The sequence below is a fragment of the Rothia amarae genome, assembly GCF_014705945.2.
Classification (GTDB): Bacteria; Actinomycetota; Actinomycetes; order Actinomycetales; family Micrococcaceae; genus Rothia; species Rothia amarae.
In genome coordinates this window covers 777,736-802,398 of sequence record NZ_CP061538.1, presented here as the reverse complement: position 1 = coordinate 802,398, position 24,663 = coordinate 777,736, and the positions used below count along the sequence as shown (strand labels likewise).

Sequence of the window (24,663 nt, the reverse complement as noted above, 5' to 3'; positions counted from 1 at the left end):
ATAATCGTCAGATTTTGTACATCAGCTGGGAAAAATGTCGTTTTCTAGGCTTAGGGTGGATAGTCTCCGCCTGTGGGAAGCTGTTTCCAGTGCCAGAGCCAGCCAACCCACCCGAACTGAAGGGCGGCACCACCGAGCACCAAAAGCATCCGATACGCTCGATCAGCTGAAACCGCTACTGTCACCAGCGCTAGTGGGAACAGGGGTAACAGCATTCTAAAAAGCGAACTCTGCGGGTTAAGGAAAAGCACCAGATACGCCGCGTAGCACGCACACCACATGATGAGGACGGGGTGAAGAGTTCTGCGGATGAGACGGGAGCTGAGCAAGACGATAAAGCCAATGAGGAGAACAATGAAAAGTATTGGCCCTGCCGCCCCAAAATATTCGGTACTCTGCTTAAACCAGGGCGCCACTAAGTAAAGATCGCTACCCCGCCACGCTGTTTCGGTGGCCGTATAAGCATCTACTCGCCCCGTCCTGATCCAAGCGATAAGGGGCCAGAGCAAGGCAATCCCGCAGATTAACAGGGCAGAAATAAGCTGCGAAGCATGCTGAGCGAAGGACTTACTCCAACCCAGCGGCGCACCCGGTTGATCTGCGCCGGTGTGCATACCGCGGGCGTCGATAATCCACGCGATAAGCCAGAGCAGACCGGCTGTTGCTCCCAGAGGCACCCCTACAGGGCGAGAAAAACATGCAGGAATGGCGAGGAGCACTGCCCACCAGAATTTGCGATTCATCAGCGCTAAGAGTACCGCTGCCACGAACAATAGATTCAAAGATTCGGCGTAGGCGACCTGTAACACCGGGGAAATAGGGGCGAAAGAAAATACCGCTACTCCCCAAAGAGCCATAGATTCTACGCTGGACGGTTCGCTGAGAACCGCCGAGACACGCCCCGCTCTCAACGTGCGTAAAGAAGTCTCGAACAGACGATATATCAGGCACGCTGCTCCAAAGCCACTCACTAAGGAAACGGCGGCAGCAACTGGCGGATAGCTCACTCCCAAGAGATTCATCAGAGCAGAATTTACCAATGGATAGAGCGGGTAGAACGCCCACGGGTTCTCTGCAACGGTACCGGTAGGAGTCAGTGGAAGCTGAGTAGGATAGCCAGTCTCAGCAATCTTGCGATACCAGTCGGCATCCCAAATATTAACAAAGCTGAGGTAGTCCATGGGTTGGTCGCTCCACGGACTATATTTTTCCTGTTTTCCGACGACAGTAAAAAGCACCCAGCCAAAAACACGGCTGACGGCAAAGATAATGAGTACCTGCACATAAATATTTGCGCTGCGGAAGGCCTTCTGATAACTTTCCCATGCCATCATGACCCGCAACGAAAGTGCATCTCTTTGTCTAAGCATGGTGGTGTTTTTCTTCCAGCTGACTTCGCAAACGAGTATTTTCCTCAGCCAGCAACGTCAGCGCCTGGTCTACCTCATCTGGATTGTACCCGCGCCACGACGTCGAAAATCGTTGCCTCTTTACCTCAGCGACTGTAGGACGCGACGATAAAACCAAAGGCATTTCAAGATCAGACTCGGGAGCTATTCCATCATTCGATATATGATTCAACACATTTCGAGCAGGAAAAATCCGGTCAGAACCCAAGAGGGCAATACTCACCATCGTTAGCGCCAGAACTATAAAAGTTATGAAAACCAGTACATAATTCACCGATCAATTCCCTCACATTTTCTGCATTACCGTCATATCCTCACCACCATATTGCATGAAAATGAATATTTTCTTTGCGTTCTGTAACACAGTGGTAACGCAGTTCACTGTAAGGTGTTCCTTGTACCTATCACACACCGCGCCCATCTTCGAATAACGATGCAGGGCACGGCTCACACATCCCTCAGGAGGAACCCTCGTGAATGAAGCGTTGGTTCAGCTGAAGTCCGTTAACAAACATTACGGATCTCTGCATGTACTCAAGGACATAAATCTGGAAGTAGGCAAGGGCGAAGTTATTATTCTGCTCGGTCCCTCAGGTTCCGGTAAATCTACTCTGTGCCGCACTATCAACCGTCTCGAAACCATCGATTCCGGTTCGATTTCCATTGACGGCAAAATACTCCCTGAAGAAGGCAAAGAACTCGCAAATTTGCGTGCCGAAGTGGGAATGGTTTTCCAGTCATTCAATCTCTTTGCCCATAAGTCCATTCTCGACAACGTGACGCTGGGACCCCGCAAGGTTCGCGGGCTTTCCAAAACCGAAGCTGAAGAAGAAGCAATGGCTTTGCTCCGCAAAGTGGGCGTGGATTCCCAGGCTCAGAAAATGCCCGCGCAGCTCTCCGGCGGTCAGCAACAGCGTGTAGCTATTGCACGCGCTCTCGCTATGCGCCCCAAGGTCATGCTCTTTGACGAACCAACCTCCGCGCTTGACCCCGAAATGGTCAATGAAGTGCTGGACACCATGGTCAACCTGGCACGCGAAGGCATGACCATGATTGTGGTGACCCACGAAATGGGCTTCGCCCGTCGTGCAGCAGACCGCATTGTCTTCCTTGCCAACGGCGAAATCGTTGAGCAGGCTACACCCGATGAGTTCTTCTCCAACCCCAAGTCAGACCGCGCCAAGGACTTCCTCGGCAAGATTCTCAACCACTAAGGAGTATCACATGGCTCTGATGAAGAATCTGAAGAAGAAAAGCCTGGCAGCTATGGCTCTGGCAGCTACAGCCACCTTGGCTTTTTCAGGATGTGCTTCTACCGATGATGCGGGCGATAAAATCCGCATTGGTATTAAGTACGATCAGCCAGGTTTGGGCTACCAGGACGGTAAGGATTACACCGGTTTCGACACCGACGTCGCCCGCTATGTAGCCAACGAGCTCGGTTACTCTGAAGATCGAATTGAATGGGTCGAAGCGCCTTCTGCTAACCGTGAGAACATGCTTTCAAACGGTCAGGTAGACATGATTTTTGCTACCTATTCCATCTCCAATACCCGTTTGAAGACCATCGACTTTGCCGGCCCCTACTTTGTAGCCGGTCAGGATTTGCTGGTGCAGAAGGACAACACCGACATCACCGGCCCCGATTCGCTCAACGGCAAAGATCTCTGCTCTGTCACCGGCTCAACCTCAGCCAAAAAGATTCAGGACAAGTTCGCCTCCAACGTGCAGCTCGTCCAACAGAATTCTTACTCTGACTGCGTGGTTGCTCTTAACGCTGGCATGGTTGATGCAGTGACCACCGACGACATCATCCTCGCCGGTCTGGGCGCTACCAAAGCGAACAAAGGCGAGCTCAAGCTCGTGGGCAATACCTTCACCACCGAAAAATACGGTGTGGGTCTGCCCAAGGGTTCTGATAAGTGCAAAGACATTAACTCCGCCATCAACAAAATGGTTGAAACCGGCGAATGGGAAAAAGCACTGGAAAAGAACGTCGGCGACTCCGGGTTCAAATTTAACAAAGAGCTCAACCCGCCCAAACTTGGCGATACCTGCGCTCAACCCACTGAAGACAAAAAATAAACAACAATACTTTTAGAATTGGAGGCTCCCGTGTCATTCGGCGAACAGCTCTCCACGCTCTTTGATACCTATAACGTGCTGGGCGCGTTCTGGGTGAATGTTCAGCTCACTTTCTGGGCAGCTATAGGTTCTTTCATCATTGGTTCGGTTCTTGCGCTTATGCGCATTTCTCCGGTGCCGTCGTTGCAGTTTATTGGCACCGCGTACGTGCATATTTTCCGCAACACCCCGCTGACCATTTTGATGACCATGGCAATTTTGGGCGTGTGGACTCAGTTCCAGCTTCAGCTGGTATCTGACTTCAAAGCAAACTTCTTTATCTACGCTGTGATTGTGTTGGCAATCTACCACGCAGCTTTCGTGTGTGAGGCAATCCGCTCGGGTATCAATACCGTACCGGTTGGTCAGGCGGAAGCAGCTCGTGCCATTGGACTAGGGTTCTTCCCTGCCGCACGGCATATCATTTTCCCCCAGGCGCTTCGTGGTTCAATTACCCCCTTGGGCAACACCCTGATCGCACTGGCAAAGAACACCACCGTAGCTACCGTGGCTTCGGTTGCTGAAGCATCGGGAATGATGAAATCAATGATCGAGTTCAACTCGGATCTCATCTTCGTCATCTTCTTGATTTTCGCCATGGGTTTCGTCGTCATTGTCGTGCCCATTGGTATTCTGACCACCTGGGCATCTCGTAAATTGGCGGTGAAACGATGAGTTCGTCTGTACTTTTTGACGCGCCCGGCCCCCGAGGCCGCGCCCTCACACGTATTTTCAATGTGATTGCCCTGATTCTTTTCTTGGCATTCATCGCTTACGTCTTGGTTATTATGCACCGCCAGGGCCAGCTAGAGGCTGAAAAATGGACGGCGCTTTTCACAGCCCGCGCTTGGGAGTATTACTTCATCCCAGGTCTGATTTCGACCCTCAAAGCAGCACTTCTTTCCGTCATTACCTCACTGATTTTTGGTATGGCATTTGGCTACATGCGCCTGTCGACTTCAGCACCCGTTCTGTGGTTTGCCACCGTGGTTGTTGAATTCTTCCGAGCAGTTCCAGTGCTGATAATGATGATTTTCTTCTGGCTGTTCTTGGGAAAGCTCGCGCTTTTCTCGCCCCAGCAGCTGCCGTTCATCGCCGTCGTTATTGGTCTAACCCTCTACAACGGCTCAGTGATTGCTGAGCTCTTGCGCTCTGGCGTGAAGCAGCTACCGAAGGGCCAGGGTGAGGCAGGTCTTGCTATCGGTTTGACCCCTGGCAAGGTTCTACGATCTATCCTGATGCCTCAGGCAATGGTGACCATGCTTCCTTCATTGGTCAGCCAGTTCGTGGTGATTCTGAAGGATACCGCTTTGGGTTACATCATCTCCTACCCCGAGCTGCTGGCCTCTGCCCGCCGCTTTGGTTCCGGTGAAGGTAACATTTTGCAGACCCTCGTGCTGGCAGCGGTCATGTTCATCGTTATCAACTTTGCGCTAACGATGCTCGCCACTTGGCTCTCGGGATTCCTCTCCTCACGCTCCTCAACCGGTGTGAAGAAGGCAGACGGCATCCCCGGCGAAATCGACAACCCGAATCCCGCAACCATTGCGATATTCAAGTTGCCTAAAAACTAAATAAGTAGGGACTTTTCCTCACCAAGATGCCCCGTGCAGATTTCTCTGCACGGGGCATCTTTGTAAGGAGTCTAGGCGGTGAGCCAGTTTTTCAACTGCTCATAGGTTCGCTGAATATCTGAAGCTTTCACATGTTCATTATCGGAGTGGGCTAAAAGGGCATCTCCGGGGCCGAAGTTAACCGCAGAGATACCAATTTCTGAGAAGCGCGCCACGTCCGTCCACCCGTATTTAGGTTTGGGCTCTTGCCCCACCGATTCAATGAGCGACCGGCTCATCGGTGCGTCCAGCCCCGGGCGGGCAGCAGAGGACTGATCTACAAAATCGAGCTCATACCCTGCGAATACTTCTTCAACGTGTGCAATCGCCTCATCTAACGTTTTGTTGGGTGCGAACCGGTAATTGATATGGACGGATGCCTCGTCGGGAATCACGTTTCCTGCTACCCCACCTGAGATTTCTACTGCGCTCAGTCCCTCGCGGAAGGCGAGCCCTTCGACGTCGTAGGTCTGCGGCTCATAGTTGGAAAGGCGAGTCAGAATATCAGCCAACTGATGAATCGCGTTCTTACCTTTCCAAGCCCTGCCAGAGTGCGCCCGTAAGCCCTGGGTATGAATCCAAAAACGCATGGTGCCGTTGCACCCACCCTCGATGGTGCCGTCTGTAGGTTCTAGCAGGACGGCGAAATCCGCGTCAGTGAGCTTCTCTGCATGGTTGCGCATGAGCCTACCTAGCCCAGATAGTTCCGAAGACACTTCTTCATGGTCGTAGAATACGTAGGTGATGTCATAGGCAGAATCAGTCAGGTGGGCTGCTAAGGCTAGTTGAACCGCCACCCCGCCTTTCATATCGGTAGCTCCGCGCCCAAAGAGAACTCGCTCCCCTGCTTCTTCTTTCCATACTGAAGGAACGGTACCTTCAGAACCTTCTACAGCAGGCAGCGGCACGGTGTCGAGATGTCCGGCAAGTACCACGCGTTTATCTTTGCCGAAATCAGTACGAGCGATAATGGAATCGCCATCGCGGGTAATCTCCAAGTTTTCCAGGTTGGTCAGCGCATTTTCGACGGCGTCTGCCAGCCGTTTTTCTTCGCCCGAAACGGAGTAAATATCGAGAAGATCAGCGGTCAGCTGCGCGACGTCCTGATGGATATCAAGCTCCGCAGGCCCGAATTTTTTGAATTGTTCAGCAGTGTATTCTTTGAGGCTCATAGAAAATACTTTACAGTTTTTGGTTTCTTCGCCATTGTTTAGTCTCACATCATGCGAAGGGAGTGCACGAATTTGAGCTTCCCCTTAAGCTGGTTCTATGACTGAAAATAATTCACGTTCCGCCTCTGGCTTGGGGCTTGCTACAGTAGTTGCCTCCGGCGAGAATGCTGGAACCGTACTGGATACTTGGTTTCCCAACCCTGTCTTGGGCGCGAAAGCTGATGAATCTGCTCGCGCTCAACTTGAAGAGCTAGTGGGTGAAGAAGCAGATCGCAATATCCGCACCGAGGTTGTTTCGAAGACTATTGATTTGAATGCTGCCCCTGAAGATTCCTCGGATGCCTACCTACGCCTGCATCTCCTTTCCTGGTGTTTGGTAGAGCCAAACACTCTTAACCTGGACGGTCTTTTTGGCAAGCTCACCAATGTTGCCTGGACTAACTATGGCCCGGTTCTTGCCTCTGAGATCAACGCTCTACTTCCAGGGCTCCGCAAGCGTGGTCACGTTTCTATTTCACACGTGGACAAATTTCCCCGCATGATTGATTACGTTGTTCCTGGCGGGGTGCGAATTGGCGACGCCGACCGCGTGCGCTTGGGTGCCCACCTGGCGTCGGGCACCACCGTGATGCACGAGGGCTTCGTCAATTTCAATGCGGGAACCCGCGGCACCTCTATGGTGGAGGGGCGCATTTCCCAGGGCGTTATCGTGGGCGATGGCTCTGACGTCGGCGGTGGCGCATCCACTATGGGCACGCTGTCCGGTGGCGGTACAGAACGAGTTTCTATTGGTGAACGTTCCCTCATCGGCGCTGAAGCCGGCGTCGGAATCGCTATTGGTGACGACTGCGTGGTCGAAGCCGGTTTGTATATCACCGCTGGCACCCGCGTTAGCGTTTTACAGGAGGGGCAAGAACCTCGGGTAGTCAAGGCTCGCACTCTTTCAGGTGTCTCAAATCTTCTGTTCCGTCGCAATTCAGAATCCGGTCGGGTTGAAGCTCTCCCCCGCGCCAACAACACGGTGGAACTGAACGACGCTCTGCACGCCAACTAATCAGGAAACAGTTTGTAGGACTTTCTGGGTTGAGCCGCTGATGATTTGTGGTGGATTGACCCGGTAAAGTGGTTCTCAAAACCATTTAAGGGAGAAATATGAAGATTATGGTTACCGGCGGTGCCGGATACATTGGTTCACACACCGTTTTAGAGTTGCTCAATGCAGGGCATGAAGTTGTTGTCATGGACAACCTTGCTAACTCTTCTGAGGAATCGCTCCACCGAGTCGCAGAGCTTACTGGTAAAGAGGCAAAGTTCCACAAGGTTGATTTGCTCGATGCGGAAGGCATGAAAGATCTCTTTGTTGAAGAGAAGCCCGAAGCGGTAATCCACTTCGCGGGTCTGAAAGCTGTCGGCGAATCCGCGTCCATGCCACTGTGGTACTACCGCACGAACGTCACCGGTACTCTGAACCTGCTGGCAGCGATGGAAGCCGCTGATTGCAAGTCCATCGTATTCTCATCCTCGGCAACCGTATACGGCGAGCCTGAAGAGATGCCTTTGACCGAGAAGATTAACATGGACGCGCAGTCCTGCTACGGTCGCACCAAAGAGCACATTGAAGACATCTTGCGTGACCTAGGCGCTTCAGATTCCTCGTGGAATATCGCGCTTCTGCGCTACTTCAACCCCGTGGGCGCACACGAATCAGGTCGTATTGGCGAGGACCCCTCGGGTATTCCTAACAACCTTGTGCCATTCATCGCTCAGGTTGCTGTAGGACGTCGCGAGTTCCTCAGTGTCTTCGGCAACGATTACCCCACGGTAGACGGCACCGGCGTCCGTGACTACATTCACGTAGTTGATCTTGCAGATGGCCATCTGAAAGCTTTGGATTTCATCGCGAAGAACGGTGGCTTGCACACCTGGAACCTGGGTACCGGCAACGGTTACTCGGTTCTAGAAGTTCTGCACGCTTTCGAAGAAGCCTGTGGCAAGGAGCTCCCCTATAAAATTGTGGAGCGCCGCCCCGGCGACGTCGCAGTTTCCTACGCTGATCCTTCTTCTGCTCTGGCAGATTTGGGCTGGTCCGCACAGCGTGACATCAAGACCATGGTTCGCGATCACTGGAACTGGCAGAAGAGCAACCCCAACGGTTACGAAGCCTAAAGGTTTTTAGAGCCAAACAAAAAGTACACTTTTAGCTCTATCCGTACAAGCTAACGCTTGTATTGATGAGCTAAAAGTGTACTTTTTTATTCGTTTTGAAGGCTATTTAGCACCCGGGTAGTGGCGCAGTCCTTCACCAATGTAAACCTGTCGGGGGCGTCCAATCTTGGTTTCAGGGTCCTGAATCATTTCGCGCCACTGAGCAATCCAGCCGGGCATTCGCCCCAGGGCGAAGAGAACAGTGAACATTTCTTCAGGGAAGCCCATCGCCTTGTAGATCATGCCGGTATAGAAGTCCACGTTGGGGTACAGCTTACGCTCGATGAAGTAATCATCCGCCAAAGCCTTTTCTTCAAGGCGGCGCGCGATGTCGAGTAGCTCGTTATTGCTACCCATCTGTTCCAGAACCTCGTCAGCGGTCTTCTTAATGATGCGAGCGCGCGGATCGTAGTTCTTGTAGACGCGGTGGCCAAAGCCCATGAGGCGGATGCCGTCTTCTTTGTTCTTGACCTTTTCCATAAACTGCTCAGGCTCAATTCCTTCAGCCTGAATCTTACGGAGCATGTTCAGAACAGCTTCGTTGGCACCACCGTGTAGGGGGCCATAGAGGGCGTTAATGCCCGCTGAGATTGAAGTGAAGATGTTGGCGTGAGCCGAACCCACCAAGCGTACGGTGGATGCCGAGCAGTTCTGCTCGTGATCAGCGTGCAGAAGCAAGAGGGTATCGAGTGCCTTCGCCATCACAGGGTCAACTTCGTATTCCTCGGTGGGGAAACCGAAGCACATCTGCAACAGATTCTCTGCATAGTTAAGCTTGTTCTGGGGGTACATGAACGGCTCGCCCTTAGACTTCTTGAAGGCATAAGCGGCAAGGGTGGGTACCTTGGAGAGCAAGCGGAAAGTGGAGATTTCTACCTGGCGGTCATCAAAAGGATCCAGCGAGTCAGAATAGAAGGTCGACATGGCAGAGACTGATGCAGCCAGCACGGCCATGGGGTGCGCGTCGCGGGGGAAACCATCGAAGAAGGTCTTGAAATCCTCGTGCACCATAGTATGGCGACGAATCATGGTTTCAAATTCTTCGTACTCTGATGCAGAGGGAAGGTTTCCGTAAATCAGCAGATATGCGGTTTCAACAAAGTTTGATTTCTCTGCCAGTTCGTCGATGGGGTAACCGCGGTAGCGCAGAATACCTTCATCGCCGTCGATGTAGGTGATTGCTGATTTTGCGTTGGCGGTGTTCATGAACCCGGGGTCGTAGGCAACGCGCCCGGTTTCTTTGAGCAAACCGGCGGCGTTAAACGCACCGTTGCCTTCCGTTGAGTCAATGTGCTCAAGGGTAAGTTTTTTCTCTCCGTAGGAGAGTTCAGCGTCTTTGGCGTTAGTCATAAAAATTTTCCTCCGTGTGTTGGAGCAAATATTTGCTCCGCTTACTGCGTTGAGCGCGCCACCGGGGTTGGTGCAAGATATGCAATAGGCGGAGCAAACAAATGATCTTGATTATAGGTTACTCGGATTCATGTCCACGGTCACATCGATAAAGTGTTTCTGACATGATTTCACGCTGTTTGACCCAATATGAAGCGATTATTTACTCAAACGCTGTGCTGCGGCGGTGATATCTGCATCACTTCCAGTGAGCGCAATACGTACGAACCCTTCGCCTTGCTCGCCGTAGAACACGCCGGGGCCAATCAATATGCCCTTTTCTGCGAAACGGTCAACGGTGCGCCAGGTGTCCTCTCCCGCCGTCGCCCAGAGGTAAAGCCCCGCTTCTGAGTACTCAACTTTTAGACCAAATTTCTCCACTGCAGGTAGGAGAAGTTCGCGACGTCGTCGGTAGCGATCCTTCTGCCCCTGGACGTGCGTATCGTCAGAAAGTGCTGCTACCATTGCCGCTTGGATGGGTGCAGGAACAATCATTCCCGCGTGCTTACGAGAATTAATCAGATTAGGCATAATCGCGGGATCGCCCGCGATGAAAGCCGCTCGATAGCCTGCCAAATTAGACTGTTTGGAGAGCGAATAAACACTGAACAGGAGATCCTGAGTTCCGCCACTGATTTCCGGGTCAAGGATGGAAGGCACAGGCTTACCGCCCTGTTGCACATCCCATTCGCCCCAGCCTAGCTCGGCATAGCATTCATCCGATGCCACTACTGCGCCCAGTGCTCGCGCTTGGTCCACTAGATTTTTGAGGTCCTTGTTATGGCGCACAATACCGGTGGGGTTTGCCGGTGAATTGACCCAGATGAGTTTTACTCGCGAACGGGTTTCTTCATCTAAATCTTCCAGATGGTCCGCCGCTACATGGTCTGCCCCTGCCAGCTGAGCACCAATATCGTAGGTAGGGTAGGCAACGGTCGGTCGCATGACGACGTCGCCCTCCCCCAGCCCCAATAGGAAAGGCAACCATGCCACCAGTTCTTTGGAACCTACCGTAGGCATGACCTGCTCTACCGAAAGACCGGGCACGTTGCGTCGTCGAGCAAACCAATTCACAATTGCCTGACGAACTTCTACAGTGCCGTGTGTCGTGGGATAGCCATGAGCATCAGTTGCAGCAGCTAATGCTTTACCAATCGTTTCAGGGGTGGGATCTACCGGCGTGCCAATGGACAGATTGACTAATCCATCAGGGTGTTTTTCAGCCTTCGCTTTATAGGGGGCCATGCGGTCCCAGGGATAATCGGGCAGTTCAAGACCAAAGCTCACAGTGGTGTCCTAACGTGGGGAATCTTGTCACTTATTCTAGGTGTTCTGGGATCAAATCTCCGATTTTATGACGGCAACGAGCCACTGCACTAAGTTGTCAGCTAAAAGACGAGCACCCTCGCTGTTCCGCATTTCACCTGGAACAACTCCATCTAAAAAAACTCCCCACAGCTTTAGCTGTAGGGAGTTCTCGCCATGAAATTTAGCTCTGATTCTGCTTGGGCAAAGCTGCAATCCAGTCGACATCTTTGCCGGTATTGCCCAGGCGAGCCGCGCCACCGGGCGAACCGAGATCGTCAAAGAAATCGACGTTTGCCTGAGTGTACTCTTCCCACTGCTCGGGAACGTCGTCCTCATAGTAAATTGCTTCTACGGGGCATACGGGTTCACACGCACCGCAGTCTACGCATTCATCAGGGTGAATGTAGAGGGTGCGTTCACCCTCGTAGATGCAGTCAACGGGGCATTCCTCAACGCAAGCGCGGTCTTTGACATCAACGCAAGGCTGGGCAATAACGTAAGTCATGCGGTGGGCCTTTCTGGGCAAGTGAGCTACGCACGTAAAGAATCAGTGTGCGCTTTGAAACCTTATTCAATGGTAGCCCTGAACAACATCAGGTAAATAGTTTAGTGGTGTAGCTGACAGCAGAAAACCGGGGATGGGCTCAGCTTATCTGTGCGCTCGATACCGCAAACGGTTCACCCAGACGTTAGAAACGATAGTCGCGGCTAAAGAACCAAGCATCCACATAGTTCCCGCGACCCCCACCGGTACCGCCGGATTGACGAGCACCAAAATCGAATGGGGCTTGGCAAATGCAAAGAGTGCAATTACCAAGAAAGTAATAATCCCTACCAGCGAGCCAGCCCAGTTTCTTCCGGCGCGAAGGGAATTCCAAGTGGCCGCAGAGAACACCAAAATGAGTGCCAACAACGCGCCCCAGGGAATGTAAAAGGATTCATTAATGTACCAAATGGACGCATGGTACATCGTCCCAATGAAACCTACGAGCAGCCCCAAAGCGATACCTGTCAGTACAGAATTCCCTACGCTGGGATGAATATCAGCGTTCCGGCTGGAGAGAGGACCGTTACCGCCCAGCGAATTAAGTTCCATCGTGTGTTCTGGAACCTTGCTCTGCAAGAGGCGGTAGGTTTCCCGCGCAGAAATCTTTTGCGGTACAAGGTTGGAATACTGAAAAGTCTCATCATCCACCACAATGATTTGTGTACGATGCGCTTGCATAGCAGCACGTTTGCGCATCAGCGAACCCTGGATGACAGCCTGCTGGCGGGTATCTGCTGGATCAGCTTCGCCTTCCAGTCCCCAGACCAACAGTGGTTCGGCGTCCGAACCAGCTACCATTTCAAGCGCCTTCATGCTCGCCTCATAGGTCCGCAAATGATCGGGATGGCCGTAACCACCACCGTGATCGTAAGTCACCACTACGTGCGGGCGGCGTGCACGAATCACCGCAGCAATTCCTGACGCTTCTTCTTCTAGATTTAGCGCTGTCAAGCAGTCTCGGGCGGCGTCTGGGTTAGCGGCAGCGCGACCGTCAGCACCCCACACCATGCCCGAATCCCGGAAAAATTTCCGCCCGCCCGGAACAGCGGCGACGTCCTGCCCCAGAAAAAAGTGACGATCTACGCCGAGGGCAACGAGCGCCTGAGCCAGCTCTTGCGCGCGATACTCTCCCAGCGCTGCCCCAAAATCTGTGGTGCCCGGGTGCGCGGCTTCAAGATGTTTGAGGTCCTCAGGAATTACCTCACCCATCTCGCCACGCGTGAGAGTCAGCAAATCTACTTGAGCGCCCTCTTCAGCGAGTGCACCCATAGTGGCGCCGGTAGACGTCGATTCGTCATCCGGATGCGCGTGAATAAATAAGACGCGAGCATTCTGCGCATCTACTCCCGCAGGCAAAAGAGAATACACCGCGTGAGCAGCCACAAAATTACCCTGTTCAGGGTAATAAGGCTGATTCTCTGGAACCGCCGGCTGCTGCGGCGCTGACTGACTCGTCAAAAGATACTCCTGAAAGAAGACCAACATAAAACTCAGGGGACCACCTTACGGCAGTCCCCTGAAAGTTTACCGGCTCAAAGAGCCAGCTAAGTGATTAGGCGCGGTGACGGCGGCGGTACTCGCGCACGCGCTCGTTAGCGTCCAACGTAACCTTGCGGATACGGATAGCTTCGGGAGTAACCTCAACGCACTCGTCTTCACGAGCGAATTCTAGGGACTCTTCCAAAGTGAGCTTCTTGGGAGGAGTAAGGTTTTCGAAGTTATCTGCAGAAGCACTACGCATGTTAGTGAGCTTCTTTTCCTTGGTGATGTTAACTTCCATGTCATCTGCACGGGAGTTCTCGCCAACGATCATGCCTTCGTAAACCTCAGTCGTGGGTTCCACGAAGAACGAACCGCGTTCCTGCAGGTTAATCATGGCGTAAGGAGTCACAACACCGGCACGGTCAGCTACCAGTGAGCCGTTGGTGCGGTATTCGATGTCGCCTGCCCACGGCTCGTAGCCGATGGAGTAGGACGACGAGATGCCTGCGCCACGAGTATCAGTCAAGAACTGAGTGCGGAAACCAATCAGGCCACGAGCGGGCACATCAAATTCCATGCGAACCCAGCCGGTGCCGTTGTTGGTCATACCGGACATGCTGCCCTTACGACCAGCAAGCAACTGAGTCACAGCGCCGAGGTACTCTTCGGGAACGTCAATAATGAGATGTTCCATAGGTTCGTGAATCTTGCCGTCAATAGTCTTGGTCACTACCTGAGGCTTACCTACGGTGAGCTCGAAGCCTTCACGGCGCATCTGCTCCACTAAAATAGCCAAAGCAAGTTCGCCACGACCCTGAACTTCCCAAGCGTCTGGGCGCTGGGTGGGAAGAACCTTCAAAGAAACGTTACCGATGAGTTCTTTGTCCAGGCGATCTTTCACCTGACGAGCGGTTACCTTCGCGCCCTTAACACGACCTGCAAGAGGTGAGGTGTTAATACCAATGGTCATAGAGATCGCGGGATCGTCCACAGTAATCAAAGGCAGCGGCTTGGGGTTCTCGGGGTCAGTCAAAGTTTCACCAATGGTGATGTCTTCGATACCCGCAACTGCCACGATTTCACCGGGGCCAGCTGATTCAGCAGGAACGCGCTCAAGTGCCTTGGTTGCCAGAAGTTCGGAGATACGAACGTTCTTGGTCTGACCGTCCTGGCGTACCCAAGCTACGGTCTGGCCCTTGCGCAAGGTGCCGTTGAAAATACGCAGTAGCGCAAGACGACCGAGGAAGGGTGAGGAGTCAAGGTTAGTAACGTGCGCCTGCAAAACCTCATCGGGGTTATAAGTAGGAGCAGGAACGTGCTCAAGAATGGTCTGGAACAGGGGCTCCAGATCATCATTATCGGGCAAGCCGCCGTCAGCAGGCTGGTTCAAGGATGCCGCACCAGCTTTACCTGATGCGTACACAACGGGAACGTCCAAGAGGGCGTCGACGTCAAGGTCGGGAACCTCATCTGCGAGGTCAGAGCCCAAGCCCAGAAGAAGGTCCATGGTCTCGCCAACGACTTCTTCAATACGAGCGTCGGGGCGGTCAACCTTGTTGACCACGAGGATAACGGGGAGTTTTGCTGCAAGTGCCTTACGGAGCACGAAGCGAGTCTGAGGAAGGGGGCCTTCCGATGCGTCAACAAGCAGAACGACGCCATCAACCATGGAAAGACCGCGCTCAACCTCGCCACCGAAGTCGGCGTGGCCGGGAGTATCGATCACGTTAATGGTGATTGCTTCACCATTGGCCGAGGGACCTTCATAGAACACTGTGGTGTTCTTTGCCAGGATGGTAATACCTTTTTCTTTTTCAAGGTCGCCCGAGTCCATGACACGATCTTCAACGTCTCCGTGAGTGGAGAAAGCGTTGGTCTGCTTTAGCATTGCGTCAACGATGGTGGTCTTACCGTGGTCAACGTGCGCCACGATTGCTACGTTGCGCAAATCGCTACGTGAAGCTGTGTTTTCTGACATGCGTATAAATCTCGCTTAAGTCTAGGGAGTGTTACTGCCCAATAACCCGGATTCTGTGCATAGGAAATGAGCACTCGCGGGTGAGGGCTTGCTAGCAACTATACGCGTTAGAACGCTAAAACAAGGTAATGCGGTGATGAACCTCCCAATAATTCTTTAACCTAGGAGATATAGCAAAGCGGTGCATCTCCTGCCACAACTGGCGAGGAGATGCACCGCTTATTTGCGCTCTATAGCCTGACACAGCGGCGGCAAGCAATCCTTCTCGTATGGGTTCGCTGGCGCTCACTGATGCGATTCATGCCAGGCCCAGCCAGCTTGCCGCCCGCTGTGCCACGCTAAGGCGCCACTTAAACAGCTACTTATCCCAGGGTCCGTTGCTTGCTGATTCAGAACCAGAAGAGTTTTCTTTCAGCTCTTGGATTGCAACGGTGTTTGCCTGCACCTGGAAAGCAACTTCGTCCACGGTGGAAGCAACTGCGGATTCAACCCGTTCATCGAGTTTTTCGTTGACGGCGAGGTTAACCTTTCGCTCGACCTTGGCGTCCACTGCTTCTTCAACTGCTTCATCCACTGCTGTTGCCAGACGGCGGTCCACACCGGAAGCAACCATCTCATCAACCTGTTCACCAAGATTATCGCGTAGCTCAAGAGCGATTTCTTCACGAGCATTACGACGCTGAGCGCGGATAAAGAGCTTGTGTTCAAAGCTCAGTGCCTTGTAGAGCGATACACACATCATCAGAATGACGAGGGAGAACGGGATTGCCGTCAAAATCGCTACCGTCTGGATAGCTGACAGGGAATCTGTGCCGCCTGCCCAGATCAGGGCGATTGCTGTAAAGGCAGCAACCAAGCACCAGAACACGCGAATCCATGTCTTGGGTTCGGGTGAACCGTTGGTGGAAATCATGCCCAGAACCAGCGCGCCAGAGTCAGCGGAGGTTACGAAGAATACGGTAATCAAAATTACCGCGCCAATGGTGAGGACGACGCCACCGGGCAGGTTGCCCAGCATATGGAAGAGGGCATTTTCAGCGGTTACGCTGCCGTCTTCGTTGCGCAAAGTCACATCGCCGAAGAGCTCCTGGTGAAGTGCAGTACCGCCCATCACAGCGAACCAGAAGAAGGAAGTAAACGCGGGAACAAGCAGTACGCCGACGACGAATTCACGGACCGAACGACCCTTAGAAACACGCGCAATGAACATGCCTACGAAGGGCGACCATGAAATCCACCAGCCCCAGTAGAAGGTAGTCCAGGTTGCCTGGAATTTCTGACCGTCGTCCCCATACATTGCCAGGGTATCGAAGGTCATGTAAATAACGTTCTGGAAGTAGTGCCCCAGTGAACCGATGAATTCGCGGAGCAAGAAGATGGTGGGACCAACTGCTAGAACGAAAAGACAAACAATAGCTGCAAGAATCAAGTTGCCGTTGGAGAGCCATTTCATGCCCTTTTCAAGACCGGTTACCACCGAGAAAAGGGTGATGCCCATGAGAACCAAGATGATTCCGGTCAGCCAGAGGTTGCCCTCTGCAGGGATGTTCAGAAAACCCAGACCAGCGGCAATCTGCATCACACCCAAGCCCAGGGAGGTCGCCACACCAAAGAGAGTTCCTACCAGAGCGACGATATCAATAACGTCGCCCCATTTACCCTTGACTCGATCCCCCAGCAGTGGTTTCAGCGAGTAACGGATAGATAGGGGTAGCTTCAGACGGTGCGTAGCGTAGGCAATAGCCAAACCAACGATCACATAGATCGCCCAGGGGTGCAGACCCCAGTGTAGGTAAGACTGACTCATTGCTTCTTGAGCAACCTGCTCAGGAGTTCCATCGACCCCGGGGCGCGGGGAAACGAAGTGCATCAGCGGTTCAGTTGCACCGTAGAAAACTAGACCAATACCCATACCTGCTGCGAAGAGGAACGCGAACCAGGTTCGGAACGAGTAGGCGGGTTTGTCGTCATCGCTACCGAGCTTGATATCGCCCATGCGGGAAAAACCCAGGTAGAGCGCAAAGACTACAAAGAAGGCAACGATGGCAACGTAGTACCAGCCAAAATATGAGATGACGTCTGACTGCAGAGCGTCAAAAATACCTTTTGCTTTTTGGGGAAAAGCCAAGGTGAGGCCAATAAAAATAGCCATGATAATAGCAGCTGGCCAGAAAACGCGGGGTGCAAGTGTACCCTCGCGCATATTTTCTTCTGCCTGTGCGTCAATATCGCCGTGACGGATATCAGGGGCATCGCCCGGCGGAGCCGCATGTGAATGTGCCATAGAAAATACCTTATGAATCTAGTTACGTACCAATAAAATGTGATGTGTTGTTGGGCGTAATTCCGCCCAAGGATGACAATAGCCTTATCTAACGTAACGAAATTGACGGCGTATTACCAGATTGAAGTAAGCAAGCTGAGAGAAATCACAAGAGAGTCTTGGGTTCTTTATTTAGGGGGAACCGGCAACCAGGGGCAGCTGGAGGCAAGCTGGCTGGGTCTGGCGTGAATCGCCTTTGCGAGCGCTAGCGAGGCAGGCGAGAGGGATCGCTTGCCGAGGCTGCCCCTGATGGTAGGAGTAACCCGGAGAATAAACCCGCCCGTCATCTTGTGCTAGAGCTGGCATCGTTGGCACACGAGTGGGAAAATTGAGCCATGACTAAAAATATTGTTGATCCCACGACCACATCCGCTTGGGCTGAGTTAAATGAGCACAGCAAGAATCTCAAGCCTGATCTGCGCGGTTGGTTTGCAGAAGATTCTAAGCGTGCAGAACGCTTCACATTCGAGGCTGCAGATTTGCTCGTTGACCTCTCGAAGAACCTCATCAACACCGAAATTCTCGAATCGCTGAAGAAACTTGCAGCCGAGGTTAAGCTCGATGAACGCCGTGCGGCGATGTTCTCCGGCGAACATATCAACGTGACCGAAGATCGCGCTGTACTGCATACTGCGCTACGCCGTCCCTCTGGTATTTCCCCAGAACTTCAGGTAGATGGTCAGAACGTTGATGCCGATGTGCAAGAAGTACTCGGTCGTATGTACGATTTCGCCGACCGCGTGCGCTCCGGCGAGTGGACCGGTATCACCGGCAAGAAGATTGAAACCGTAGTGAATATCGGTATTGGTGGCTCAGACTTGGGCCCGGTCATGGTCTACGAAGCTCTCAAGCCCTACGCGCAGGATGGCCTGGAAGCACGCTTTATCTCTAATATTGACCCCACCGACGCCGCAGAGACCGTAGCTGATTTGGACCCCGAAACCACGCTCTTCATTGTGGCTTCAAAGACCTTCGGAACGCTAGAGACTCTCACCAACGCCCGAGTGTGCCGTCAGTGGCTTCTCGATTCCCTCCGCGAGAACGGTGCGCTCGACGGTAAAGAAGAAAACGACGCCGTAGCGTCCCACTTTATTGCCGTTTCCACCGCACTCGATAAGGTCAAGGACTTCGGCATCGACCCCGAGAACGCTTTTGGTTTCTGGAACTGGGTAGGCGGTCGCTACTCCGTCGACTCAGCCATCGGTACTTCTCTGGCGATTGTGCTGGGTCCCGACGTCTTTGAAGAATTCCTCGCTGGCTTCCACGCCATGGACGAGCACTTCCGCACCGCATCTCTTGAAGAAAATGTTCCAGCGCTCATGGGTCTGCTGAATATTTGGAACGTCAACTTCCTCGGCGCTGAAACGCACGCGGTACTCCCCTATGACCAGTACCTGCACCGCTTCCCTGCCTACCTGCAGCAGCTCACCATGGAATCCAACGGCAAGGGAGTCACCGCCGAAGGTAAACCGGTTATCTACAACACCGGTGAAGTTTTCTGGGGAGAACCCGGCACTAACGGTCAGCATGCCTTCTACCAGCTCATCCACCAGGGAACTCGCATCATCCCTGCCGACTTCATTGCGTTCGCCAACCCGGTACACGCCACCAAAGACGGCGACCAGGACGTTCACGAGCTCTTCCTGGCAAACTTCTTTGCCCAGACGAAAGCACTAGCCTTTGGCAAAACCGCAGATGAGGTTCGCGCCGAAGGCACCGATGAAGCAATCGTTCCCGCCCGCGTCTTTACCGGGAACCGCCCGACGACGTCCATCATGGCGTCCAAGCTCACGCCTTCCGTGCTGGGGCAGCTCATTGCACTCTACGAACACATCACCTTCGTACAGGGCGTTGTGTGGGGTATCGACTCCTTCGACCAGTGGGGCGTGGAACTCGGCAAGCAGCTCGCTCAACAGCTAGCACCTGCTGTAGCGGGAGACCGTGAAGTTCTCGCTGAACAAGATTCTTCCACTCAGAACCTCATCGGTTTCTACCTCACTCAACGTAAGTAGAAGTCTTCACGGTATACGCCTGGCGCTCCGTCACAGCCGAGGTTGTGACGGGGCGCCGGCGGCAGTACCGTAAAAGGCGTGGCTTAGATAAGTGACCGGTCATCGATGCCGGTCACTTTTCGTATCTACAACTTCAGCCTCTAAACTTACGGGCGGTTATAGTCTTGCGGGCCGTCGTAGCTCAACCCGTTGGGCGATGCTGGCATCATGCACATCACCAAGGGCACTATGCCAATCCCGATGAAATTTAGCAGCCACAGAGCGCCGGGGAATCCGGCATCCTGCAACCTACGCCAGCCCAGGGAAAGCGTCATCAGAGTGAAGGTAATTCCCAGCGCAAAAACCAAAAAGGCGTAGACCAAGAAATAAATCAGGACAAAACTAGCGAAAGCAGAACCTGGTTGTGAGCCCATATTAAAAACAATCGCTATCCAACCGATATAACCCGCGATAAGAGGCAGAATACACACCGCTACCCACAGTCCCCAGGGCTTCCAAAATTCGCTCCGGGAGGCTCGTCCGCTGAAATGCCACAGGTACCTTTTGTTGTTGCGCATAGCTTGTTTGAAGGACACCGACGGACGCGGCTGCGGAACATACGAGTAAGGCGTCGGTGGCGGAAAGTGGTTCTGAGTCATGGTTTACCTTTCAGAAATTTCTAGGATGGCTAGAGTAATAATTTGCTTCGCTTCTTCGACCGAAATTGTAGGTATTGCTGTGCCTTCTACTCCCCCGGCGTCCACATGGGCAACGAGTTGGTTTTGTGGTCCTGTTTCAAATTCCAAGGCAGGAACGTGGATAAACCCGGCTGGAATAGTTGTGCCGGCAACCGCGTGCATCAGCGAATAAAAAACATGGTTGCACACGTAGGTTCCTGCGGTATAGCTCAGTTCTGCAGGCAAATTTAGTGCCTGAGCTTTTTCAACGACGGCGCGTGTGGGCAACGTGGAAAAATAGGCGGCAGGTGCGTCTGCCACGATGGGAGAATCTTTGCGCTGAATGCCTTCAGTATCTGCGATTCGCGCATCATCCAGGTTTATGGCTACACGCTCTAAACTGACTTTATTCCGCCCCACCGCTACACCCAAGGCAATGACTGCATCAGGTGTTTCGGCGGCTATGGTTTCATTCAACCGTCGTGCCGACTCACCAAAGACAACGGGTAACTCTTGAAGAATAACTTCCACTGCCCACTCGGGATGCTCCTCACAGTGAGCGTGCACCGCATGAGCCAACCGATCAGTAGGATTCACCGGCACACCCTCAAAAGCGCCAAAGTAGGTGAGCAAAACACGCATGGATTGAGGTACTTTCTGAGTCACTGCGAACTTTCCTTCCTTTAGGTAAAGTTACCCCTATGTCTCCAACTGAACAGCCCCATCGCTCAAACCGCCTCTATACCTATGATGCTCCTACTCAGGACGATTTAGGAGCTGTATCGGTGGATGGTTTCGATGAGGATGAGGACATCCAATCAGAGAACAAGCCCCGTGTTCCTGCGCAAGAAGATGCCAATCTTTTTCAGGGTATCTATCGGTATTTTCACCTGTATCTAAATTCGCGGGCTTATTCCAGCACCTCAGAACTGGTGTGGGGCATGAGCTACGCTGTGGTCTCTACCGTACTAATGTTCACTTTGATGGTGTGGATGGCGTCGGTGGTGCATACCGGCGGGGATGCGGTGTCCTCATTATTCCGAGTTCTCTACATGCTGGTGATTGTAGTAGCGCCCGTATGGCTAATTGTGCACATTACCCCCACCATCAACCTCATCAAGAGATTCCAGAACTATCGCAAACACCGCGACCCCGCCGGCATCTAGTCCCCTCTATTCGTCCTTGCCAGACTGATGTTCCGGCAAAAATTCAGGAACCGGCTGAATGATGGGCAGCATGGACGTTACCACCTGTTCCTCCGGCTTCTGATACCGCCCCTGAGGGTGGGGATTACCCAACAAACGTGGAGCCTCAAATTCTTCACCCATCACATGCTTTTTCAAAAATGCCAGCACCGTCTGGTACCAAATCTTTGAGTTACCCGGTCTCAGAATCCAGTGACCTTCGTCGGGAAAATACAGGAATTTATGGTCTAAATGCGATGAATAGCGCTTGAGGTCAAACCACAGCATGTGCGCCTGGCTGATGGGAACACGGTAGTCTTTATCGCCATGAATCACCAGCATGGGCGCTTGAATATTCTGCGCAAACTGATGTGGTGAGTAGATATTGCGAACGTTATCCTCCGATTCCCACATCCACTCGTGCCACCCACCGTTATCGGTGGTGAAGTACATGTGCTCCTGGTTCCAAATCGAAGCATGGGTGACATAGCACTTAAACCTTTCGCCCTGCTGACCGGCTACCCAGTTCGTCATGTACCCGCCGTAAGAACCGCCCATAAACGCCATGCGTTCGCCGTCAATATCTTCGCGCTGTACGACGTCGTCGATGACCGCCATGATGTCGGCATAAGGTTCGGCGCCAATAGAGTGACCGCCTCGTTCAATCATCTGTTGACCGTAGCCGGTGGATATACCGGGATCGGGAAGAAGGACGGCAAACCCAGCCTCGGTGAATACCCAGGGATTCCAGCGGTAGGTCCAGGCATTCCACGAGCCCCAAGGGCCACCGTGAGCGAAAACTACCAGGGGCAAGGGTCCGTCAGAATGTTCAGGTAGAGCCAGCCAGGAGGTTATGGATGTTCCGTCTTCCACCACGGTGGTGAGTTTTTCTAGACGCCCGGGAGCGGTAAATTTGTTCACCGGTGCGTCGGGAAAATCGCTCACCGTGCCCGTATCGTCGTTAATCCGCACCGGATACGGCGCCTGCTGGTGGTTATCGCACAGAGCCACCAAACGCCCTCGTGAATAATTCAGCGATGAGTAGTTGTTTTGGTCGTCGGTCAGTTGCTTGGATTCGCCGTCAACGACCGAGCGGAAAATAGCTGAAGCACCCTGATAGTCAGCTACCGCCGCAAAGTTATTGTCGTCAATCCAAACCGCTTTAGTGACCCAAATATCCTGGTCGCAGAGCTGAGTAGTTAGCTCTTTCTTTTCGAAATCATAGATGCAGAGTTCCACTTTCATGGTTTGATCTTGCAACCAGTGACTGTGGCGATAGATGAAAGCACGGCGGTCTGAGGGGCTGAAATTTGCTACCTCAAAAGATTCTCGCTCGTTACCCTCGCATAGAAGAACCGTTTCTTCTTTACCGAAGAGGTCCACTAGAAAAATATGGTTCCGTTCATGCACACCGCGTAATTCACGTTTAATGTTGACCATCGCACGGCGTCCGGTGCGGTCCACCGTGAAATCGGTGAGTACGCCAGAGGGAAGTTCAATGCGGCGAATTCGCTTGTCCAGTTCTTTGACGAACAGCGCCTTTTCGCCGATTCCTTTGTCTTTATCCCAGAATCGGGTGGGGAATTCATCGTGCAATACAGCGCTCACGCCCTGCTTCTTGCGATCGTCGATAAGCTGAGCTGCGCTTTCAAAATCGCGGTCCACGGCATCGGCAGAGAAGATGAATAGCTCGCCGGATGCGCGGCCACGCACCTCTAAATGGTCGATTCCGCCCGGAAAAGTGAAAGCAAGCTGGGGTTCACCGCGGCGGGGCAGACTATAGACGCCCTTTTCGCAGTCGAATTCTGCACCGTCGATTTCTTTATCCAGGCTGAAATAAATTTCACCGGCAGCCGACAGCGCCAGTAGCTGGGCGCCAGAATCAGAGGCAGTCAGCGGCCAATAGGAGAAGTTCTCCCCCGCCACGCCCATAGAAAAAAGTTGATTGCGGTACTTGGAACCGTCAGAAGATAACGTGCGGACGCTGGCGACGACGTCCCCGTTGCGGTTAGCGGTGAGGTCGGTGATGCGTGCAGCCCCGATGAGCTGGTCCAAGTAAGTGTTTTCTATCATGGCACTAGAGTACAGAGCCACCGCAAAACACGCGCGCCCGGCTCAATATGTGAGGCGGGCACTAATTGTCAATCTAGCCGCTCGGCAAGCACAGCAACGGTGAACTAACCTTCTCGCCTGGTTCGCTAGCGCTCACAAAGGCGATTCATGCCAGACCCAGCCAGTTCACCTTACTGCTGTGCTTGCCGAGCTCTTCGACTTCTGCCCCATTTTATGCTGTGGGGTTGAGAATCAGCGTGTTGTTCCAGGGGTCGTTCACGCGCAGTGCGTTGCCGTCGAATTCGCTCTTGATGCCGTGGAATTTGAGGCGGTCTGCTGCCTGGGCAATGGATTCCTGGCCGGGGAGCTGCAGATTGACGATGCCTAGACCCAGGGTCTTGTCGCGGGGTCCTGCTCCGCGAGAGTTCCAGATGTTCATTGCCATGTGGTGGTGGTAGCCACCTGCGGAAACGAACAGAGCCTGGTTGCCCATGCCCAAGGTGCGGTCAAAGCCCAGTGCTTTGACGTAGAAGTTCTGAGCGACGGCGGTATCGCCCACCTGTAGGTGAACGTGACCGATGGTGCCGGTTAGCCCCAGTGGATCGGTGGAAGTAGCAGCCTTCACGATTTCTTCTTCGGTGAGGTTTTCACGGATGAACTGGATGGGGTCAATGTAGAGGGTGTCCATGCGGACTTCGCCGTTTGACCATGTCCATTCCTCGCGGGGGCGGTCCCAGTAGAGTTCCACGCCGTTGCCCTCGGGGTCTGCGAAGTAGAATGCCTGGCTCACCAGGTGCTCGCCGGCGCCGGTGTACAGCTCCTGGTACTTGTTGAGGGTGCTCACCAGTGACTTCGAGAGGTCTACCTTGGTGGGGAACAGAACTGCGGTGTGGAACAGACCGGCGTCGGTGCGCGAGGGGTGGCGCAGTTCGGGGTCATGTTCGAGAATCAAGATGACTCGCTCAACGGGGTTGCCCTGTTCATCGTGATCTGCAAGCCCGAGCATCACTTCACCGTTGGATGAGTTGATTTCATAGAGACCAACTCCCTTGGTATAGAAGTCATAGACGGCGTTCATGTCTTTGACGCGCAGACGCACGGCGCCCATGGTGGTCAGAGCGGGGAGCTTGTTTTCTGTCGGGGTAGATTCTTGGTTAATACCAAACATTGATATACTTTCCACGTAAAGTTTCTTCTTGATTGATTACT

General features: G+C 53.1%; 21 protein-coding genes. 8 read left to right on the top strand and 13 right to left on the bottom strand.

Annotated elements, in window-relative coordinates; genetic code table 11:
* Positions 1 to 50: 50 nt before the first annotated feature.
* Together IDM48_RS03820 and IDM48_RS03815 are read right to left on the bottom strand one after the other, a co-directional pair.
* Positions 51 to 1,370 carry a hypothetical protein gene (locus IDM48_RS03820; RefSeq protein WP_238398034.1) on the bottom strand — a complete coding sequence of 440 codons (1,320 nt, stop codon included), beginning with the start codon at positions 1,368 to 1,370 and terminating at the stop codon, positions 51 to 53.
* Positions 1,363 to 1,683, bottom strand: coding sequence for a DivIVA domain-containing protein (locus IDM48_RS03815; protein ID WP_068171423.1), 321 nt, complete (start codon positions 1,681 to 1,683; stop codon positions 1,363 to 1,365). The genes IDM48_RS03820 and IDM48_RS03815 overlap by 8 nt, the downstream gene beginning before the upstream one ends.
* A gap of 211 nt (positions 1,684 to 1,894) precedes the next feature.
* Here IDM48_RS03815 and IDM48_RS03810 point away from each other — a divergent pair, with 211 nt between their 5' ends.
* Genes IDM48_RS03810 through IDM48_RS03795 form a run of 4 tightly spaced genes read left to right on the top strand, consistent with a single transcriptional unit; the run spans position 1,895 to position 5,107 of the window.
* Positions 1,895 to 2,623, top strand: a complete 729-nt coding sequence (locus tag IDM48_RS03810; RefSeq protein WP_190618632.1) for an amino acid ABC transporter ATP-binding protein — start codon at positions 1,895 to 1,897, stop codon at positions 2,621 to 2,623.
* Positions 2,624 to 2,642: 19 nt separating this feature from the next.
* Positions 2,643 to 3,494 (top strand): glutamate ABC transporter substrate-binding protein, encoded by an 852-nt coding sequence (locus IDM48_RS03805; RefSeq protein WP_190618630.1) that lies wholly within the window; start codon positions 2,643 to 2,645, stop codon positions 3,492 to 3,494.
* 30 nt (positions 3,495 to 3,524) lie between these two features.
* Entirely contained in the window at positions 3,525 to 4,208 is a 684-nt protein-coding gene (locus tag IDM48_RS03800) for an amino acid ABC transporter permease (protein ID WP_068171431.1), read from the top strand.
* Positions 4,205 to 5,107 (top strand): amino acid ABC transporter permease, encoded by a 903-nt coding sequence (locus tag IDM48_RS03795; protein WP_190618134.1) that lies wholly within the window; start codon positions 4,205 to 4,207, stop codon positions 5,105 to 5,107. The genes IDM48_RS03800 and IDM48_RS03795 overlap by 4 nt, the downstream gene beginning before the upstream one ends.
* A gap of 71 nt (positions 5,108 to 5,178) precedes the next feature.
* Here IDM48_RS03795 and dapE read toward each other — a convergent pair whose 3' ends face one another.
* Entirely contained in the window at positions 5,179 to 6,318 is a 1,140-nt protein-coding gene (dapE, locus tag IDM48_RS03790; RefSeq protein WP_190618132.1) for a succinyl-diaminopimelate desuccinylase, read from the bottom strand.
* A gap of 97 nt (positions 6,319 to 6,415) precedes the next feature.
* Here dapE and dapD point away from each other — a divergent pair, with 97 nt between their 5' ends.
* Both dapD and galE read left to right on the top strand, forming a co-directional pair.
* On the top strand, positions 6,416 to 7,372 hold the full coding sequence (gene dapD, locus IDM48_RS03785) for a 2,3,4,5-tetrahydropyridine-2,6-dicarboxylate N-succinyltransferase (RefSeq protein WP_190618131.1): 957 nt from the start codon (positions 6,416 to 6,418) through the stop codon (positions 7,370 to 7,372).
* 98 nt (positions 7,373 to 7,470) lie between these two features.
* Positions 7,471 to 8,484, top strand: a complete 1,014-nt coding sequence (gene galE, locus IDM48_RS03780; protein ID WP_190618129.1) for a UDP-glucose 4-epimerase GalE — start codon at positions 7,471 to 7,473, stop codon at positions 8,482 to 8,484.
* A 102-nt stretch (positions 8,485 to 8,586) separates the two neighbouring features.
* Here the strand turns inward: galE and IDM48_RS03775 are convergent, their stop codons facing one another.
* From IDM48_RS03775 to IDM48_RS03750, 6 genes are all read right to left on the bottom strand, one after another.
* Complete coding sequence (locus tag IDM48_RS03775; RefSeq protein ID WP_151147264.1) at positions 8,587 to 9,873, bottom strand: citrate synthase; 1,287 nt, start codon at positions 9,871 to 9,873, stop codon at positions 8,587 to 8,589.
* Between the two features lie 198 nt (positions 9,874 to 10,071).
* Positions 10,072 to 11,157, bottom strand: a complete 1,086-nt coding sequence (gene dapC, locus IDM48_RS03770; RefSeq protein WP_238398070.1) for a succinyldiaminopimelate transaminase — start codon at positions 11,155 to 11,157, stop codon at positions 10,072 to 10,074.
* A 244-nt stretch (positions 11,158 to 11,401) separates the two neighbouring features.
* Complete coding sequence (gene fdxA / locus IDM48_RS03765) at positions 11,402 to 11,725, bottom strand: ferredoxin (protein ID WP_068171450.1); 324 nt, start codon at positions 11,723 to 11,725, stop codon at positions 11,402 to 11,404.
* A 144-nt stretch (positions 11,726 to 11,869) separates the two neighbouring features.
* Positions 11,870 to 13,225: a PIG-L family deacetylase gene (locus IDM48_RS03760; protein ID WP_238398033.1), complete on the bottom strand. Its 1,356-nt coding sequence runs from the start codon at positions 13,223 to 13,225 to the stop codon at positions 11,870 to 11,872.
* A gap of 94 nt (positions 13,226 to 13,319) precedes the next feature.
* A complete protein-coding gene (gene typA / locus IDM48_RS03755) occupies positions 13,320 to 15,227 on the bottom strand; it encodes a translational GTPase TypA (protein ID WP_190618124.1) in 1,908 nt (635 codons plus the stop codon).
* A gap of 358 nt (positions 15,228 to 15,585) precedes the next feature.
* Positions 15,586 to 17,511: a BCCT family transporter gene (locus tag IDM48_RS03750; RefSeq protein ID WP_238398032.1), complete on the bottom strand. Its 1,926-nt coding sequence runs from the start codon at positions 17,509 to 17,511 to the stop codon at positions 15,586 to 15,588.
* A 374-nt stretch (positions 17,512 to 17,885) separates the two neighbouring features.
* On the opposite strand from IDM48_RS03750, the gene pgi reads away from it, so the two are divergent.
* Positions 17,886 to 19,562: a glucose-6-phosphate isomerase gene (gene pgi, locus IDM48_RS03745; RefSeq protein WP_190618122.1), complete on the top strand. Its 1,677-nt coding sequence runs from the start codon at positions 17,886 to 17,888 to the stop codon at positions 19,560 to 19,562.
* Between the two features lie 146 nt (positions 19,563 to 19,708).
* Here pgi and IDM48_RS03740 read toward each other — a convergent pair whose 3' ends face one another.
* Together IDM48_RS03740 and IDM48_RS03735 are read right to left on the bottom strand one after the other, a co-directional pair.
* Entirely contained in the window at positions 19,709 to 20,200 is a 492-nt protein-coding gene (locus IDM48_RS03740; RefSeq protein WP_190618120.1) for a DUF805 domain-containing protein, read from the bottom strand.
* Between the two features lie 3 nt (positions 20,201 to 20,203).
* Complete coding sequence (locus tag IDM48_RS03735) at positions 20,204 to 20,884, bottom strand: pyroglutamyl-peptidase I (RefSeq protein WP_202939906.1); 681 nt, start codon at positions 20,882 to 20,884, stop codon at positions 20,204 to 20,206.
* 35 nt (positions 20,885 to 20,919) lie between these two features.
* On the opposite strand from IDM48_RS03735, the gene IDM48_RS03730 reads away from it, so the two are divergent.
* A complete protein-coding gene (locus tag IDM48_RS03730; RefSeq protein WP_190618118.1) occupies positions 20,920 to 21,384 on the top strand; it encodes a hypothetical protein in 465 nt (154 codons plus the stop codon).
* A gap of 6 nt (positions 21,385 to 21,390) precedes the next feature.
* Here the strand turns inward: IDM48_RS03730 and IDM48_RS03725 are convergent, their stop codons facing one another.
* Both IDM48_RS03725 and IDM48_RS03720 read right to left on the bottom strand, forming a co-directional pair.
* The gene (locus IDM48_RS03725; RefSeq protein WP_202939905.1) at positions 21,391 to 23,475 is read right to left on the bottom strand and encodes an alpha/beta hydrolase family protein; all 2,085 of its coding nucleotides are present in this window, start codon (positions 23,473 to 23,475) and stop codon (positions 21,391 to 21,393) included.
* Positions 23,476 to 23,686: 211 nt separating this feature from the next.
* Positions 23,687 to 24,637 (bottom strand): VOC family protein, encoded by a 951-nt coding sequence (locus IDM48_RS03720; RefSeq protein ID WP_238398031.1) that lies wholly within the window; start codon positions 24,635 to 24,637, stop codon positions 23,687 to 23,689.
* Between the last annotated feature and the right edge of the window lie 26 nt (positions 24,638 to 24,663).